Source organism: Klebsiella pneumoniae (genome assembly GCF_000742135.1).
GTDB lineage: Bacteria > Pseudomonadota > Gammaproteobacteria > Enterobacterales > Enterobacteriaceae > Klebsiella > Klebsiella pneumoniae.
Genome location: NZ_KN046818.1, coordinates 2,453,067 through 2,468,397 on the forward strand (window position 1 = coordinate 2,453,067; position 15,331 = coordinate 2,468,397).

15 protein-coding genes and 1 pseudogene are annotated in these 15,331 nt (G+C 60.1%); 11 read left to right on the forward strand and 5 right to left on the reverse strand.

Features of this window, described 5'->3' with window-relative positions; translation table 11 throughout:
• Positions 1-12 precede the first annotated feature (12 nt).
• Positions 13-966 carry a bifunctional helix-turn-helix transcriptional regulator/GNAT family N-acetyltransferase gene (locus tag DR88_RS31740; RefSeq protein WP_004148495.1) on the reverse strand — a complete coding sequence of 318 codons (954 nt, stop codon included), beginning with the start codon at positions 964-966 and terminating at the stop codon, positions 13-15.
• Positions 967-1,140: 174 nt separating this feature from the next.
• The gene (locus DR88_RS13820; protein ID WP_002906218.1) at positions 1,141-1,740 is read right to left on the reverse strand and encodes an inorganic diphosphatase; all 600 of its coding nucleotides are present in this window, start codon (positions 1,738-1,740) and stop codon (positions 1,141-1,143) included.
• 252 nt (positions 1,741-1,992) lie between these two features.
• Between DR88_RS13820 and adhP the strand changes: the two genes are divergently transcribed.
• The 7 genes from adhP (at position 1,993) to DR88_RS13785 (ending at position 10,296) form a co-directional block, all read left to right on the forward strand.
• Positions 1,993-3,003 carry an alcohol dehydrogenase AdhP gene (adhP, locus tag DR88_RS13815; RefSeq protein WP_002906221.1) on the forward strand — a complete coding sequence of 337 codons (1,011 nt, stop codon included), beginning with the start codon at positions 1,993-1,995 and terminating at the stop codon, positions 3,001-3,003.
• Between the two features lie 169 nt (positions 3,004-3,172).
• Positions 3,173-4,795: a TIGR04028 family ABC transporter substrate-binding protein gene (locus DR88_RS13810; protein ID WP_004148500.1), complete on the forward strand. Its 1,623-nt coding sequence runs from the start codon at positions 3,173-3,175 to the stop codon at positions 4,793-4,795.
• 10 nt (positions 4,796-4,805) lie between these two features.
• Positions 4,806-5,750, forward strand: a complete 945-nt coding sequence (locus DR88_RS13805; RefSeq protein ID WP_002906228.1) for an ABC transporter permease — start codon at positions 4,806-4,808, stop codon at positions 5,748-5,750.
• Positions 5,747-6,595 carry an ABC transporter permease gene (locus tag DR88_RS13800; RefSeq protein ID WP_004148501.1) on the forward strand — a complete coding sequence of 283 codons (849 nt, stop codon included), beginning with the start codon at positions 5,747-5,749 and terminating at the stop codon, positions 6,593-6,595. The genes DR88_RS13805 and DR88_RS13800 overlap by 4 nt, the downstream gene beginning before the upstream one ends.
• Positions 6,592-8,208 carry a dipeptide ABC transporter ATP-binding protein gene (locus tag DR88_RS13795; RefSeq protein WP_032443889.1) on the forward strand — a complete coding sequence of 539 codons (1,617 nt, stop codon included), beginning with the start codon at positions 6,592-6,594 and terminating at the stop codon, positions 8,206-8,208. The genes DR88_RS13800 and DR88_RS13795 overlap by 4 nt, the downstream gene beginning before the upstream one ends.
• The gene (locus tag DR88_RS13790) at positions 8,208-9,320 is read left to right on the forward strand and encodes a putative FMN-dependent luciferase-like monooxygenase (protein ID WP_004148503.1); all 1,113 of its coding nucleotides are present in this window, start codon (positions 8,208-8,210) and stop codon (positions 9,318-9,320) included. Before DR88_RS13795 ends, DR88_RS13790 begins: the two co-directional genes overlap by 1 nt.
• Positions 9,205-10,296 (forward strand): alkylhydroperoxidase domain protein, encoded by a 1,092-nt coding sequence (locus DR88_RS13785; RefSeq protein ID WP_025862061.1) that lies wholly within the window; start codon positions 9,205-9,207, stop codon positions 10,294-10,296. Before DR88_RS13790 ends, DR88_RS13785 begins: the two co-directional genes overlap by 116 nt.
• A 6-nt stretch (positions 10,297-10,302) precedes the next feature.
• Here DR88_RS13785 and araJ read toward each other — a convergent pair whose 3' ends face one another.
• Positions 10,303-11,457 (reverse strand): MFS transporter AraJ, encoded by a 1,155-nt coding sequence (araJ, locus tag DR88_RS13780; protein WP_002906449.1) that lies wholly within the window; start codon positions 11,455-11,457, stop codon positions 10,303-10,305.
• Between the two features lie 264 nt (positions 11,458-11,721).
• On the opposite strand from araJ, the gene DR88_RS13775 reads away from it, so the two are divergent.
• The 4 genes and pseudogenes from DR88_RS13775 to DR88_RS28135 all read left to right on the forward strand — a co-directional run.
• On the forward strand, positions 11,722-12,162 hold the full coding sequence (locus DR88_RS13775; protein WP_002906451.1) for a VOC family protein: 441 nt from the start codon (positions 11,722-11,724) through the stop codon (positions 12,160-12,162).
• A 67-nt stretch (positions 12,163-12,229) separates the two neighbouring features.
• Positions 12,230-13,048, forward strand: a complete 819-nt coding sequence (gene ppk2, locus DR88_RS13770; RefSeq protein WP_025862060.1) for a polyphosphate kinase 2 — start codon at positions 12,230-12,232, stop codon at positions 13,046-13,048.
• 178 nt (positions 13,049-13,226) lie between these two features.
• Entirely contained in the window at positions 13,227-13,412 is a 186-nt protein-coding gene (locus DR88_RS0125860) for a hypothetical protein (protein WP_004175994.1), read from the forward strand.
• Positions 13,413-13,423: 11 nt separating this feature from the next.
• A pseudogene (locus DR88_RS28135) lies at positions 13,424-13,735 on the forward strand (CcdB family protein); the annotation flags it as partial.
• 52 nt (positions 13,736-13,787) lie between these two features.
• Here the strand turns inward: DR88_RS28135 and fdnI are convergent.
• Positions 13,788-14,444 carry a formate dehydrogenase-N subunit gamma gene (gene fdnI, locus DR88_RS13765; protein WP_025862059.1) on the reverse strand — a complete coding sequence of 219 codons (657 nt, stop codon included), beginning with the start codon at positions 14,442-14,444 and terminating at the stop codon, positions 13,788-13,790.
• Positions 14,437-15,321 carry a formate dehydrogenase subunit beta gene (fdxH, locus tag DR88_RS13760; RefSeq protein WP_004143747.1) on the reverse strand — a complete coding sequence of 295 codons (885 nt, stop codon included), beginning with the start codon at positions 15,319-15,321 and terminating at the stop codon, positions 14,437-14,439. The genes fdnI and fdxH overlap by 8 nt, the downstream gene beginning before the upstream one ends.
• Positions 15,322-15,331 lie beyond the last annotated feature (10 nt).

Here is a 15,331-nt window from a genome sequence, read left to right on the forward strand (position 1 = left end):
GGCGCAACACCCTTAGCCGATGTTTCCGGACCGGGTAAATTGCTGCTCGGTCATTACCTTTCCCCACTGCTCCCCCTGCCATTCGCGGATTAACGTGAAGCCAAAGGATTCATACAGTTTGCGGGCCGCGTCCAGCCCTTTAAAGGTCCACAGCTGCACCGCGCTAAACTGGCGACTATCGCAGAAAGCCATCGCCTCGCTGAGGAGCCGCCTGCCAATGCCGGTTCCCCGGCAGCTGTCATCGAGAATGAACCAGCGCAAATGCGCCTCCTGCTGGCCGAGGTCCTCGCCATCGATAGCCAGCGAGCCGACGATTTTCCCTTCGCGGATCGCCAGCCAGATCTGGTTGGCCGGGGAGGAGAGCCGGGTGGCAAATTCCGCTACGCCGCTGGCGACCTTGCCTTCAAAAAAAGCGCCAAAGTCATGATGACGGGCGTAATACTCCCCGTGCATCTGGGCTATCCGGCCGATCATCCCCGGCTGGTAGCCGGTCATCAGCGAAATTTGCGGAGCCGTATCCGCAAGCGCGCTATCCCGACACTGCGCCAGCGCCCGGGCATAGGCCGCCAGTCCAGTGGCGACAGTTTGCTGCTGCGTCTCATCCAGATGGTCTAACGCCTCCACCACCTGACGGGTACCCCAGGCGTTAATTTTCGCCACCGTATCGTGCCCCTTTGCCGTCAGGGCGAGTGATTTCGCGCGCGCATCCTCCGCGCAAGGACGCTCCTCCAGCTCACCAGCCGCCAGCAGACGAGAGACCATCCGGCTGACGCTTGATTTTTCCAGTCCCAGCAACGTGACCAGCTGCGCGGCCGTCATCTCCTCCCTCATCGATACCTCAAGCAGGGTGTGCACCGCCGAAGGTGAATAATGGGTGGCGGCCAGCGTGGTGCTCATAAAGCCCAGCTCGCGCACCATTAACCGCGAGGCGGTACGAATCTGTTGGATTAAGGGGGTATCAGGCATGGCGGCGGGTCCAGAAAATGAAATGGTTGTACAATACAACCATCGCCTTCATCCTGCGTCAAGATGCAATATGGTGGGATAAGCGTTGTCGTGTGACGTGTGACGTGTGATTTTGCCGCCATAGGGATCGTGAAAGCGAATGCCGCGGGCGCCGGACAGCGCCCGCGATGAATATTATTGCGGGTTCTTCGCCTTCCAGGCCTCCCAGGCCGATTTGATCTCCTGCTTCGCGGCCGCGGCGTCATTAAAGCCGGCCAGCTCGACCTTTTTACGCCCCTCCGGCAGTTCTTTATAGACCCGGAAGAAGGCCTCCAGCCGCTGCTGTTCTATTTTCGGCAGATCGGAGATGGTCTTGATGTCGTCGTAGGTCGGGTCAATTTTACTGGCCGGTACGGCGATGATTTTGTCGTCTTTCTCACCGCCGTCTATCATCTTCAGCACACCAATTGCCCGCAGCTTAATCAGCGTGCCCGGGGCCATCGGCGCGCGGGTATAAAACACCACGTCCAGCGGGTCGCCATCCCCGGCCAGCGACTGGGTCAGCGAGCCGTAGTTCGCCGGGTAGGCCACCGGCATCGACTGAAAGCGGTCGGCGACGATAAACCCCGTTTTAGCATCGGTTTCGTACTTAATGATCCCGCCCGTCGGGATCTCAGTGACGGCGTAAAATTCTTCCGGGTTGTTTTCCGGCTGGGGAAATTCCAGCACATTGTGGGCCTGGGCGGCGGCGGACAAAAGCAGACCGGCGGTGAGGATGGTTTTTACCAGATGCATTGTTGTATCACTCTGTTGTTATAAGAAATTGATGCGCAAAACAATAGATTCGAGTGATGACAAAAACATGACCATTCAGCGTCAATATTATTACCTACCAAATATAGCGATGTTGTCTGAATTTTGTGCTATCTCTGTAGCAAAAAGCCACATTCTGTACTAAGCGCCTTGTATTTTACCGCTCAGCGTCTATTCCTTATTGGGTACTATTGCATTAATTAAGTTAATCAATTCCCCCACAAGGAGACAGGCATGAAGGCAGCTGTTGTTACCCACGACCATCAGGTTAACGTCACGGAAAAAACGCTGCGCCCGCTGGAATACGGCGAAGCGCTGTTGAAAATGGAATGCTGCGGCGTGTGTCATACTGACCTGCACGTGAAAAACGGCGATTTTGGCGATAAAACCGGCGTCATTCTCGGCCATGAAGGGATCGGGGTGGTACAAAAAGTCGGCCCGGGCGTCACCTCCCTGAAGCCGGGCGACCGCGCCAGCGTGGCGTGGTTCTTCGAAGGCTGCGGCCACTGCGATTACTGTAACAGCGGCAACGAGACGCTCTGCCGCTCGGTGAAAAACGCCGGCTATACCGTCGATGGCGGCATGGCGGAAGAGTGCATCGTCACCGCCAACTACGCGGTAAAAGTTCCGGACGGCCTCGACTCCGCCGCCGCCAGCAGCATCACCTGCGCGGGCGTCACCACCTACAAAGCGGTCAAGGTCTCCCACATCAAACCGGGCCAGTGGATCGCCATCTACGGCCTCGGCGGGCTGGGTAACCTCGCGCTGCAGTATGCGAAGAATGTGTTTAACGCCAAAGTGATCGCTATCGACGTCAACGACGGACAGCTGGAGCTGGCGGCCTCGATGGGCGCCGACCTGACCATCAACTCCCGCAATGAAGATGCGGCGAAAGTGATTCAGGAAAAAACCGGCGGCGCCCACGCTGCGGTAGTAACCGCGGTGGCCAAAGCGGCCTTTAACTCGGCGGTGGATGCTGTTCGCGCCGGTGGCCGCGTGGTCGCGGTGGGCCTGCCGCCGGAGGCGATGAGCCTCGATATTCCGCGTCTGGTGCTGGACGGCATCGAGGTGGTCGGTTCGCTGGTCGGCACCCGTCAGGATCTGGTGGAAGCCTTCCAGTTTGCCGCCGAAGGCAAAGTGGTGCCGAAAGTCACCCTGCGTCCGCTGGAAGATATCAACGCTATCTTCAAAGAGATGGAGCAAGGTCAGATCCGCGGCCGTATGGTTATCGATCTGCGTAGCTAATCACCCGCGCCTCTCCCGTCCGGGAGAGGCGATCCCCCTGGCACGTCCTCTCGCTTCCCAACCCGGGAAGTAAATGCAATTTCCGCAAATGCTTAGCGCAACTCCTTGGTTCCTTTGTTTTTAGCCGCGCCCGATGATGGCAACACAATAGATAACAAAGGAATTCACCATGCATCGTCATTTTCGCCTGCCCGCGCTGGCCGCGCTGTTTCTCGCCGGCGCCTTTTCCGTCTGGGCCGCCGACACGCCGGTTAAAGGCGGCACCTTAATTTATCTGGAGCAGCAACCGCACACCAATCTCTATCCGCCCGCCGGCGGCTTTTACCCGAATGGCGGGATTCTCAATCAGATAACCGACAAGCTCACCTGGCAGAACCCGAAAACGCTGGAGATTGAGCCGTGGATCGCCGAGAGCTGGACCAGCAATGCCGATAAAACCGAGTACACCTTCCACCTGCGCAAAGGGGTCACTTTCTCAGATGGCACACCGCTGGACGCCGCCGCCGTCGCCAAAAACTTCGATACCTATGGTCTGGGAGATAAAGCCCATCGTCTGCCCGTCTCGGAGGTCATCAATAACTACCAGCGCAGCGAAGTGATCGACCCGCTGACGGTAAAATTCTACTTCAACAAGCCGTCGCCGGGCTTCCTGCAGGGAACCGCCACCATCGGCTCCGGTCTGGTATCTCTCAGCACCCTGCAGCGTAATTTTGAAGAGCTGGGCGATGCCCGACATATTATCGGCTCCGGCCCCTTCGTCGTGCAGGATGAAAAACCAGGCCGCGAGCTGACGCTGGTGGCGCGCAAGGATTACCAGTGGGGGCCGAAAAACATTGCCCAGCAGGGGCCCGCTAACCTCGACGGCATCACCTATATTGTGACGCCGGAAGACAGCGTGCGTATCGGCGCGCTGCTGGCAGGTCAGGCGGGCTTTATTCGCCAGGTGCAGGCCTACGATGAAAAGCAGGCTACCGATCAGGGATTTAAGATCTACGCTGCCCCTACCCGCGGGGTCAACGACAGCCTGAGCTTCCGCCCGGATAACCCACTGGTCGCCGACCTGCGGGTGCGTCAGGCCCTGCTCCATGCCACCAACGCCAGGCAGGTGGTGGAGACGCTGTTCTCCGCTAACTACCCGCAAGCCACCTCCGTGCTGGCCAGCTCTGCCGCCGGCTATGTCAATCTCAGCGATAAACTCACCTTCGACCAGGCCAAAGCCCGGCAGTTGCTGGATGACGCCGGCTGGAAGCCCGCCGCCGACGGTATTCGCAGCAAAGACGGTCAGCGGCTGGCGCTGACCGTCTATGAGTCGCTGCCGCAGCCGCAAAATAAGGAAGTGCTGCAGCTGATCGCCCAGCAGTGGCGCCAGGTGGGTGTGGCGTTGACGGTCAAAGCCGGGGATGCCGGTAGCCGTACGCTGGATAACCTCGACCCGCAGAAAACTCCGCTCACCGTCTCAGAAGTGGGCCGCGCCGACCCGGATGTGGTGAAAAGTATGTTCTTCCCCAACAACCGCGATGCGCTGCTGCAGAAAGGCGGCTCCAGCGATAAAGTGCAGCGCTTCCGCGATGATAAGCTCAATGACCTGCTGACCGGCATCTCCGCGGCGGTAGAGCCGCAGCAGCGCTTGCAGTTAACCGGCGACGCCCAGCGCTATCTGATCGATAACGCCTATGTGATCCCTATTTTCGAAGAGCCGCAGGTGTTCGCCGGCGCGCCGTGGGTCAAAGGCGTCAGCTTCGAGGCCGTCGGTCGTCCGTCGTTCTACGGCGCGTGGCTGGACAAGCACTAAGAGGCCGGTTATGAGCGCTTATCTTCTGCGACGATTCGGCCAGGGGCTGCTGGTCCTGTGGGCGGCCTTTACCCTCACCTTTTTCCTGCTGCAGGTCCTGCCGGGGGATGCGGTGCTGATCAAGTTTCAGAACCCGGACCTCGGCCTGAGCCCGGCGCAAATTGCGGAGATGCGGCTGGCCTACGGCGCCGATAGCCCGCTGTGGCGCCAGTACCTGCACACGCTGCTGGCGATGCTGCACGGCGACTTCGGCTATTCCCTGCAGGCGGGTCTGGCGGTCAGCAGTCTGATTGCCAGCAACCTGCCGGATACCTTAAGCCTCGCGCTGCCGGCCTTCCTGCTGGCCGTGGCGCTGGCGTTCGCCCTCGCTTTCGCCTCGCGGCTGCCGGGGCTGCGCTGGCTGAGCAATTTTCTGCAGTCGCTACCGGTGCTGTTTATCTCTCTACCTACCTTTTGGTTGGGTATCGCCCTGATCCAGCTTTTCTCGTTTCAGTTGCGCTGGATCCCGGTAATCAACCCCGGCCCACTGGAAGGACTGATTTTACCGGTTATCGCCGTCGCACTGCCCATTTCCGCCCCACTGGCGCAGATCCTGATGCGCAGCATGGATCAGGTGGCGGTTCAGCCCTTCGTCGCGGTCGCCCGCGCCAAGGGCATGAGCGAAACGGGCGTCCTCTGGCGCCATGTGATGGGGAATGCCCTGCTGCCGGCGCTGAATATTGCCGGGCTGCTGCTCGGCGAACTGATTGCCGGGGCGCTGATCACCGAGACCGTCTTCGGCCGCAGCGGCCTCGGCCAGCTGACCCAGCAGGCGGTCAATAACCAGGATATCGCCGTACTACAGGCGGTGGTGATGATCTCCGCCCTCGGTTTCGTCCTGATCAACCTGCTGGTCGACCTGGTCATGCCGCGACTGGATCCCCGACTCCATTTACAGACCGGAGGTGCGAAATGAGCCTGGTCGACTATACCATCGCGGTTCGCCGCCGCCCGGAGTGGCGTAGAGTGCGCCTGCAGCCTGGCCTGTGGCTGGCGTGGGCGGTGATGATCGCCGCCCTGTTAATGGCCATTGCCCCACAGTGGTTTACCTCCGCTAACCCGCTGGAGGGGATCCCCGGCGCTCAGCGCCTGGCGCCGCAGGCGCACTACTGGCTGGGTACCGACCAGCTGGGGCGCGACCTGTGGACGCGGGTGGTTTACGGCGCGGTGCATTCCCTGTCTGCGGCGCTGATCGCCGTCGCCATCGGCCTGGTGGTGGGTACCGCCCTTGGCACCCTCGCCGGGGCGCTGGCCGGACGCGTGGAATCCACCATCATGCGCCTGGTCGATGTCCTGCTGGCCATCCCCTCCCTGCTGCTGCAGCTCACGGTGATTATTCTGCTGGGTTTCGGCACGGTGAATGCGGCGGTGGCGGTTGGCGTCGCGGCTATCGCCAGCTTCGCGCGCCTGGCGCGAGCAGAAGTGGTGCGCGTGCGCCACAGCGATTACGTCGAGGCGGCCCGGGGCAGCGGCGGCACCTTTTTCGCCGTCTTCTGGCGCCATATTCTGCCCAACTCGCTCACTGCGGTGCTTGCTTTCGCGACGCTGCAGTTCGGACAGGCGATGTTGGCCCTGGCCACCCTCAGTTTCCTCGGCTACGGCACCCCGCCGCCGGTCCCGGAGTGGGGACTACTGATCGCCGAAGGTCGCAATTACCTGTCAACCGCCTGGTGGCTGACCACCTTCCCCGGCCTCGCCGTGGTCGCCGTGGTCCTTGCCGCCAATCGTCTTAGCCGCCAGTGGAGTGGAGCACGCCCATGACCGTTTTGTCCGTTGAAGATCTACGCATCAGCTACCGCTCGCGGGGCGAATGGCGCGAGGTGGTGCACAACATCAGCTTTTCCATCCAGCGCGGCGAAATGCTGGCCTTCGTCGGAGAATCCGGCTCGGGGAAAACCACCACCGCGCAGGCCATTATCGGCCTGCTGGCGGATAATGCCCGCCGGGATGCCGGGCGGATTGTCCTCAATGGCGAAGTGATTAGCGACTGGTCGGATAAACGCCTGAACCGCCTGCGCGGAGTGAGCATCAGCTTGGTCCCGCAGGATCCCGGTAATTCGCTCAACCCGGTAAAAACCATTGGTCAGCAGGTGGAAGAGATCCTCCGGCTGCATCAGTCCCTCTCCGCCGCTGAGCGCCGACAGCAGGTTCTTAACCTGCTCGCTAAAGTCGGTCTCAGCCACCCGGAACAGCGTTTTGACCAGTATCCGCATCAGCTGTCTGGCGGGATGAAACAGCGGGTGCTGATAGCCATCGCCATTGCCCTGCAGCCGGATCTGATTATTGCCGACGAGCCCACCAGCGCCCTCGACGTCACGGTGCAGAAGCGCATTCTCGACCTGCTCGATATCCTGCGTCGCGAGTCGGGTACCGCCGTGCTGTTTGTCACCCACGATCTGGCGCTGGCCGCCGAACGCGCCGACCGGATCATGGTGTTTCGCCAGGGAGAGATTCAGGAACAAGGCGCCACCGAGACGATTGTCCAGCGTCCACAGCATCCTTACACCCGCCAGCTGCTCCACGACCTGCAGGATGCGCCGTTGGGGCTAACGGCGGCGCGTCACCGGCCGCTGGCCACGCCGGCCATTCGCGTGGAGGGGATCAGCAAACGCTTCTCGCTGGGCAAACAGGCGCTGCAGGCGCTCGACAGCGTCAGCTTTGAGGTCAGACGCGGCAGCACCCATGCGCTGGTGGGCGAATCCGGCTCCGGGAAAACCACCCTGGCGCGGATCCTGCTGGGCTTTGAGCGCGCCGACGCCGGACAGGTCACCATCGACGGTATCGACGCCGGGCATCTCAGCCGCGAGGCACAGCGTCAGCTGCGGCGCAAGATCCAGTTTGTCTACCAGAACCCCTTCGCTTCGCTCGACCAGCGCCAGACGCTGTTTGCGATTATCGAAGAGCCGTTAAAAAACTTTGAGCGCCTCAGCGCGGCGACGCGTCGCCAGCGTGTGGAGAGCGTTGCCGCCCGGGTGGCCCTGGCCCCCGAGCTGCTGTCGCGTACGCCGCGGGAGCTTTCCGGCGGCCAGCGGCAGCGGGTGGCGATTGCCCGGGCGCTGATCCTCGAGCCGGCGATACTGGTCCTTGACGAAGCGACTTCGGCGCTCGACGTCACCGTGCAGGCGCAGATCCTCGCCCTGCTGCAGCAGCTACAGCAGCAGTTGGATCTGAGCTACCTGTTCATTACCCACGATCTGGCGACGGTCAGGCGGATCGCCGACAGCGTCACGGTTCTGCGCGCCGGCCAGGTGGTGGAGCATGGCGACGTAAACCGCCTGTTCGCCGCCCCGCAGCAGGCCTACACCCGCGAACTGATCGCCGCCATTCCCCAGGTTTCCTCCCGCTTAGCACAGGCCCACACGGAGAACGCATAATGCCAAAACGCCTCGGTTTTTTTACCCGTCTGCTCGATCAGGGCTCCGCGCAAACGCGCTACCGGCTGGCGGCCGAACAGATCCGCCACGCGGAGCGTTTGGGCTTCGACAGCGCATGGATTGCCCAGCACCATTTTCATGAACAGGAAGGCGGCCTGCCATCGCCGCTGGTGTTTCTCGCCCACGTGGCGGCACAGACCGACCGGATCCGTCTCGGCACGGCGATTATCACTCTGCCGATGGAAAATCCGCTGCGCGTCGCCGAAGACGCGGCGGTACTGGATTTACTCACCGACGGACGTCTGGAGGTGGGTTTTGGCTCCGGCGGCACGCCAACCTCGTTTCTGCCCTTCGGCCTGACCAGCGAGCAGCGCGGGGCGGCGTTTGCCGACCATCTGCACCTGATCCATAGCGCCTGGCGCGGCGACACGCTGAGCCACCCGGACAACCGTCTCTATCCGCCGGCGCCGCAGTTGGCGGAGCGTATCTGGATCGCCACCTTCTCTGCGGAGGGCGCCATCCGCGCCGGTCAGGCGGGACACGGGTTGATGCTGTCCCGCACCCAGCCACGGCCACCCGGCGAGCCACGTCTGCCGCTGGACGCCATTCAGAACCCGATCATTGACGCCTACCTGGCGGCGCTGCCGGACGGCGTTGCGCCGCGGATCCTCGCCTCGCGCACCGCCTTCGTCGCCGACAGTCACGCCCACGCCCTGCAGGTCGCCGAGCCCGGTCTGCGCAAGCAGGCGACTCAGCACCGGGCGGCGGGTCATACGATAGAAGGTGACAGTGTCACCGACTATCTGCAACAGCTGGATGCCCACGTTGGCGATCCTGAGCATGTTATTGCCTCCCTGGCGCAGGACAGCGTGCTGGCCCGCGCCACCGATATTTCGTTTCAGGTGCACTCGGTCGAGCCTTCGCACCGGGATACGCTGCGTTCCATTGAGCTGATCGCCCAGCATATTGCCCCCCCACATCAGATAAGGAGTCCCCATGACGCTAAGTCAGGATATTCTGGCCGAACTGGCGGAGATTACCCCCGGTTCCCCGCTTTATCAGGCGCGCGCCGTCCGCGATGCCGCCACCCGTCACGCCCAGGGAAGTTATGAAGTGCTGTTCCGCCAGCAGGACGCTGACTTTCCTCTTGATGAACGCTTCGCGGTGGCCGCGAAGGTGGCGAAACTGCACCAGGCGGACGCGCTGGCGGCGCACTATGCCGGTTTCGGCCTCGCCGATCCGACCACCGATCGTCTGGTCCCGGCGCTGGCCTTTGCCCGCCTGCTCACCTTCACCCCCGTTGAAGCCACTCCCGGCGCGCTGCACACCTTAACCAGCGCGGGCTGGAGCCTGCGGGGCATCGTCACCCTGGCGCAGCTGGTAGCCTTTGTCAGCTTCCAGAGCCGACTGCTGCTGGGCCTGCGGGCGCTCAACCATAAGCCCATCGTCAGCGCAGATACGCCGCTGGTCGCCGGATACTGGCATACCACCCCGTACGCGCAGAGCGGCAAAGCGGCCCCGGTTCGCTTCACCCGCGACGAGCTGCACTGGGAACCCTGGCTGGCCGATAAACCGCTGGCGGAATTCAACGCTGAAGAACAGGCGATTCTGGCCAAATATGGCCATAGCGACTCCCCCTACTTTCGCCTGCTGGCGCGCAACCAGCCGGTGCTGGAGCAGCGGACCCTGACCGATAAGGGCATTTTCTATACCGCGGGAGGATTGCCGCGCGCCGAACGCGAGCTGGCCGCCACGGTCGCCAGTAAAATCAACGGCTGTATTTACTGCGCCTCGGTGCATGCCCGCAAAGCGGCGCAGCTGGCGAAGGACGAGACCGCCGTCGACACGCTGCTGGCGGTGACGCCCGGAGAGGATCTGCGCGACGGGCAATCGCCGCGCTGGCAGGCGGAAATCGACGCCGCCGCCGCGCTATCGGTGACGCCACCCGCGTTAAACGCCAATCATCTGGCGGCGCTTGATGAGCAGGGCTTAGATACTCTGGCCCAGCTGGATCTGCTGCAGTCCGCGGCCTTTTTCGCCTGGGCCAACCGCCTGATGCTGACCCTGGGCGACCCCTGGCGTGAGTAGGCGTCGTTAGTAAGCTTGTCGCCGCTGATGACAGCCATAGATGAGCAAGGCGCTCATCGCCAGAAACGACAGCGCGGCGGCGGGGAGCGCCACGCTGTTCCAGCCAAAGCCCTGAGCGATCATCATTCCGCCGCAGAAGGCGCCGATGGCGCTGCCGAGGTTAAAGGCGATCTGTCCCCCGGCCGCCCCCAGCATCTCGCCGCCTTTGGCGTTCTGCAGCAGCAGGATCTGCAGCGGCGCTGACAGGGCGAATAGTCCCGCGCAGCAGAGAAACGCCAGCGCCAGCGAAGCGACTTTCTGTTCACCGAAGGCAAAGATCAGCAGCAGCGTCACGGCTATGACCCCGTCGGTCATGGCCGCAATGCGCAGCGGGCTGTAGCGCCCGGAAATTTTGCCGCTGAACAGATTGCCGACCACCATTCCTAGCCCCGCCAGCATCATAATCAGCATCATCTTGCTTTCAGCAAAGCCGGATACATTGAGCATAAAGGGCTTGATATAGCTGAACCAGGCAAACACGCCGGCGTTACCGAACATGGTGGCGGCGAAAATCAGCCACGGCGCCGGGGAGGCCAGAAAACGGAACTGCTCGCGCAGCCGCGTGCTGGCCCGGTCATAAAGCGTGGGCACCCAGCAGAAGATTGCCAGAAATACCGCCACGTTAAATACCGCGATAAGCGCAAAGGTATAGCGCCAGCTGAAGTGATGCCCAAGCCAGGTGCCACCCGGGACGCCCACCAGGTTAGCGATCGTCATGCCGCCAATCATCCCCGCCACCGCGGCGGTCACCTTCCCCGGCGGCGCGATTTTCGACAGGATAATCGCGCCGACGCCAAAAAACGCCCCGTGGGGAAACCCGGAAACCAGCCGGCCAAGCGCCAGCATGGCGTAGCTACTGGAGAAGGTAAACAGGGTATTGCCGAGAATACACAGGCCAGCCAGGAACAGCATCACCGATTTCAGGGAAAACCGGCTGGAGAGCAGCGCCATGATCGGCGCGCCGATCACCACGCCGAAGGCATACCAGGCAATCATATTGCCGGCGGCGGGAATGGATATTCCGACATCGTGCGCCATATCCGGCAGCACGCCCATAATGCCAAACTCCGCCATGCCAAGTCCAAAGGTGCCCAGCGCCAGTGAAAAGATTGTTTTTTTCATACATCTTATAGGGGTATTGAGAGCCGGCCGGCATTATTTACCATCCCGCCCCGACACACCAGCTAAAAACGCCCGACGGCAGTTTCCTCCATACAACAGCCTGATTCGTTCATGTTCCCCAGCCGCGTGGCATACCGGCGGCGTGCTTTCGCAGTAACAATCCCCTATCAAAATCAGTGAGCTCAAAGAGATAAACACCTCATTGATCTCAAGTTAACTTGAGGTTGTAAAGTCAAAACATCGTTCACCTTGGGAGAATTATCCATGCAAAGTGTTGATGTCGGTTTTACTCATGTCGCCTTTACCGTCCGCTGTCTGGCCAGCAGCATCGATTTTTATACCCGCTATACCGCGATGACCGTCATTCACCAGCGCGAGCCCGACCTCCCCTCGGCGCGGAAAGTGGCATGGCTCAGCGACCGCACCCGGCCTTTCGCCCTGGTGCTGGTGCAAAGTGACGATCCGGCCGATACGCCGCTGGGACCGTTCGGCCATCTCGGCGTCGCCTGCGCCACCCAGGCCGAGATCGATGAGAAAGTGGCCCTCGCACGGCGGGAAGGTGTTTTACGCCGGGAGCCGGAGCAGCTGGGCGATCCGGTGGGCTATTTCGCTTTCTTTGCCGACCCGGACGGTAACACCCTGGAGCTGTCGTGGGGGCAGCGGGTGGGACTGGAAGTCATCCTGGCGGGAAAACCCGGCGAATAGTTTTCCACCGCCTCGCCGGGGGAGGATTACACTTCAAAGGGATACCTCGGCAACACGGAGCATGGCGATGGGCAACAAGAAAAGCGGTAATCCGGTCGACACGGCGGTAAAAATCGCGCCGCTCGACAACAAAGCGTACGAGAAAGCGCTGCGCAAACTCCACGTTGAGCTGGTGAAACTGCAGCGCTGGGTAATGCACAAAGGACTGAAAGTGTGCATTGTCTTTGAAGGCCGGGACGGCGCCGGGAAAGGCGGCACCATTAAGGCCATCACCGAGCGCGTCAGCCCGCGTATCTTTCGGGTCGTCGCCTTACCCTCGCCCACCGAGCGCGAAAAAAGCCAGCTCTACTTTCAGCGCTATATCAAGCATCTCCCGGCGGCCGGCGAAATCGTGATTTTCGATCGCAGCTGGTATAACCGCGCCGGCGTCGAACGAGTGATGGGCTTTTGTACGCCGGAGGAGGTGCAGAAGTTCCTCGACGGCGCGCCGATGGTGGAGCGCGGCATGGTCGAATCGGGCATTATTCTGCTCAAGTACTGGCTGGAGGTCTCTCCGCAGGAGCAGGAGCGCCGTCTGCGGGATCGCATCGACGACGGGCGTAAAATCTGGAAGCTCTCGCCGATGGACATTAAGTCTTTCAACCGCTGGGATGAATATACCGCTGCCCGCGACGCCATGTTCGCCGCCACCGATACCGCCTGGGCGCCGTGGTTCGTCGCCCGCTCGGAGGATAAAAAGCGCGTGCGTCTGAATATCATCACCCATCTGCTGTCGCAGATCCCCTATGAAGCTTTACCGGTGGAGCCTGTGACGCTGCCGAAGCGCAAAATTGGCAAAATGAAACAGACTAATTTTCCTTTCCGCTTCATTCCAGAGAAGTTTTGATTATTTCTCGTCGCGCTGGTTAATGCCAGCGCCAGGTTTATTACTATAACCATGAATATTTCAGGCTGTTACTTCCCTCTGGAAGCTGTCTCGCAAAATAAATATTAAACTTACTGCTGGTATTTATTTTTTAGTGGGTAAAGTAAATAATCACAGAACCAACCGCAAGGAGCCTATGATGAAAAGTAATACGCTACGTAAAAGACCCACTGACGTACCCGTCCAGAAGGCGTCAGAACAGCCAGGTAAGGATTTACGAGAAGCAGATAAACAGCGACAGCACAAGGAATTCATTGCCGCAATGAATGAATTTATTGCAAAAGGAGGCACTCTTACTGATGATGAATTTTTCAGGGTGCTATGATGCTTGAATAATTCAATGTTTATCGAAATTGTTCTGCTCAGACAAATAAAACCCTGCCATATTATATGATCGTGCAGAATGATTATTATGCAGACCTGGCCACGAGAGTCATTATTCCTTTAATGCGACCACAACAGTTACCACGCTGGCATCAGCATGCCGTACCAAGGATAAATATAGAATTTGACAGCTTTTTACTTTGTACGCCAATGAGCAGTAACTTAAATAATAAACGGATCCCGCCACAGGATTTCGTCTGCAATCTGAGTCATGCGCGCCAGGGCGTTATCGATTCAATCGATACACTTATCACGAACTGCTGACTGCCGGGAACCCGCTCCGACATCTCCGGAGCGGGTTTCGCGCCGTGAAGGCTTACTTCATCCCTTCACGACTCTCTTTCATCGCTTCCAGGCGTTCGACATCGCGATACCAGCGCGGGTGGTGTTTCTTCGCCCAGCGGCGGCTCACCTTGCCTTCAATCATTCCCTTAATCGACCCCTTCACCCAGAACGCCATATACATATGGATAAGGATGGCGTGGATCAGAATGATGGCCGACGTCGCATGAATCAGCAGGCTATAGCGAATCACCTGCATCGGGAAATATTCCGCAAAATATGGGCGCCAGATAATCACCCCGGTCACCAGCAGCACAAATATCATGCTCATGATGGTCCCGAACATCATCTTCTGCCCGGCGTTATACTTACCGACGCGCGCCACCTTATGCTCGTTGCCTTTCAGCACCTCGACGATGCCTTTCAGCCACGGAATATCCTGTTTATCAGGGATGTTGTGGTGGACAAAGCGCACGAACATAAACATCAGCGCGACAAAAATCAGCACCCCAAAGAACGGGTGCAGAATACGCCCCATCTGCGGCGTGCCGAAGGTTTCCGTTAGCCACTGTAGCGTCGGAAAGAAGAACGATATTCCCGACAGCGCCACGAGGAAGAAACAGATAACCACCGTCCAGTGACAGGCGCGATCGATAAACGTTGTGCGCACAATCATCTTCGATTTACTCATCATGCTTCTCCTCGTCGTCGTCAACTTCCTTGTTCGGCCCGATACCGATGTAGTGGTAAATCAGCCCGGCGAAGGTGGCGATAAAGCCCGCCGCCGCCAGCGGTTTCAGCGCCCCCTTCCACAGACTGATACTGGTATCGATCTGCGGTTCCTTCGGCAGCTTGTGATACAGCTCCGGCTGGTCGGCATGATGCAGGACGTACATCACGTGGGTGCCGCCGACGCCCGGCGGGTTGTAAATCCCGGCGTTGGCATAACCGCGTTTTTTAAGCTTAGCCACCCGCTCCTCGGCCACCTCCAGCATCTCTTTCTTCGTACCGAAGTGGATCGCGCCGGTAGGACAGGTTTTCACGCAGGCCGGTTCCTGGCCGACGCTGACCCGATCCACGCACAGGGTGCATTTATAGACCCGGTTATCCTCTTTATTGAGGCGCGGGACGTTAAACGGACACCCCGCAATGCAGTAGCCGCAGCCGATGCAGTTTTCCTGCTGGAAATCGACGATGCCGTTGGCGTACTGAATAATCGCCCCGGCGGATGGGCAGGCCTTCAGGCAGCCCGGCTCTGCGCAGTGCATACAGCCATCCTTGCGGATAAGCCACTCCAGTTTGCCGTTCTGTTCGGTCTCGCTAAAACGCATTACCGTCCAGGATTTGGCGCTGAGATCCGCCGGGTTGTCGTACACCCCGACGCAGTGCCCCACGTCATCGCGGATGTCATTCCACTCGGAACAGGCCACCTGGCAGGCTTTACAGCCCACGCAGGAGGAGACATCGATAAGCTTGGCGACTTCCGCTTTATAGTCCCGCGCGCGCGGCGCGGGGGTGATCGGGTTGGTCGCGGAGCGTTTAATAATGTCTTGGGTTTCCATCGCCATTGAATCGCTC

Coding starts and splice junctions, on each gene's coding strand:
- DR88_RS0125860 (WP_004175994.1), top strand. CDS start 13,227: ATGAAAAGTAATACGCTACGTAAAAGACCCACTGACGTACCCGTCCAG.
- adhP (WP_002906221.1), top strand. CDS start 1,993: ATGAAGGCAGCTGTTGTTACCCACGACCATCAGGTTAACGTCACGGAA.
- DR88_RS13775 (WP_002906451.1), top strand. CDS start 11,722: ATGCAAAGTGTTGATGTCGGTTTTACTCATGTCGCCTTTACCGTCCGC.
- ppk2 (WP_025862060.1), top strand. CDS start 12,230: ATGGGCAACAAGAAAAGCGGTAATCCGGTCGACACGGCGGTAAAAATC.
- fdxH (WP_004143747.1), bottom strand. CDS start 15,321: ATGGCGATGGAAACCCAAGACATTATTAAACGCTCCGCGACCAACCCG.
- DR88_RS13790 (WP_004148503.1), top strand. CDS start 8,208: ATGCCAAAACGCCTCGGTTTTTTTACCCGTCTGCTCGATCAGGGCTCC.
- DR88_RS13800 (WP_004148501.1), top strand. CDS start 5,747: ATGAGCCTGGTCGACTATACCATCGCGGTTCGCCGCCGCCCGGAGTGG.
- DR88_RS13795 (WP_032443889.1), top strand. CDS start 6,592: ATGACCGTTTTGTCCGTTGAAGATCTACGCATCAGCTACCGCTCGCGG.
- fdnI (WP_025862059.1), bottom strand. CDS start 14,444: ATGAGTAAATCGAAGATGATTGTGCGCACAACGTTTATCGATCGCGCC.
- DR88_RS13820 (WP_002906218.1), bottom strand. CDS start 1,740: ATGCATCTGGTAAAAACCATCCTCACCGCCGGTCTGCTTTTGTCCGCC.
- araJ (WP_002906449.1), bottom strand. CDS start 11,457: ATGAAAAAAACAATCTTTTCACTGGCGCTGGGCACCTTTGGACTTGGC.
- DR88_RS13805 (WP_002906228.1), top strand. CDS start 4,806: ATGAGCGCTTATCTTCTGCGACGATTCGGCCAGGGGCTGCTGGTCCTG.
- DR88_RS13785 (WP_025862061.1), top strand. CDS start 9,205: ATGACGCTAAGTCAGGATATTCTGGCCGAACTGGCGGAGATTACCCCC.
- DR88_RS13810 (WP_004148500.1), top strand. CDS start 3,173: ATGCATCGTCATTTTCGCCTGCCCGCGCTGGCCGCGCTGTTTCTCGCC.
- DR88_RS31740 (WP_004148495.1), bottom strand. CDS start 966: ATGCCTGATACCCCCTTAATCCAACAGATTCGTACCGCCTCGCGGTTA.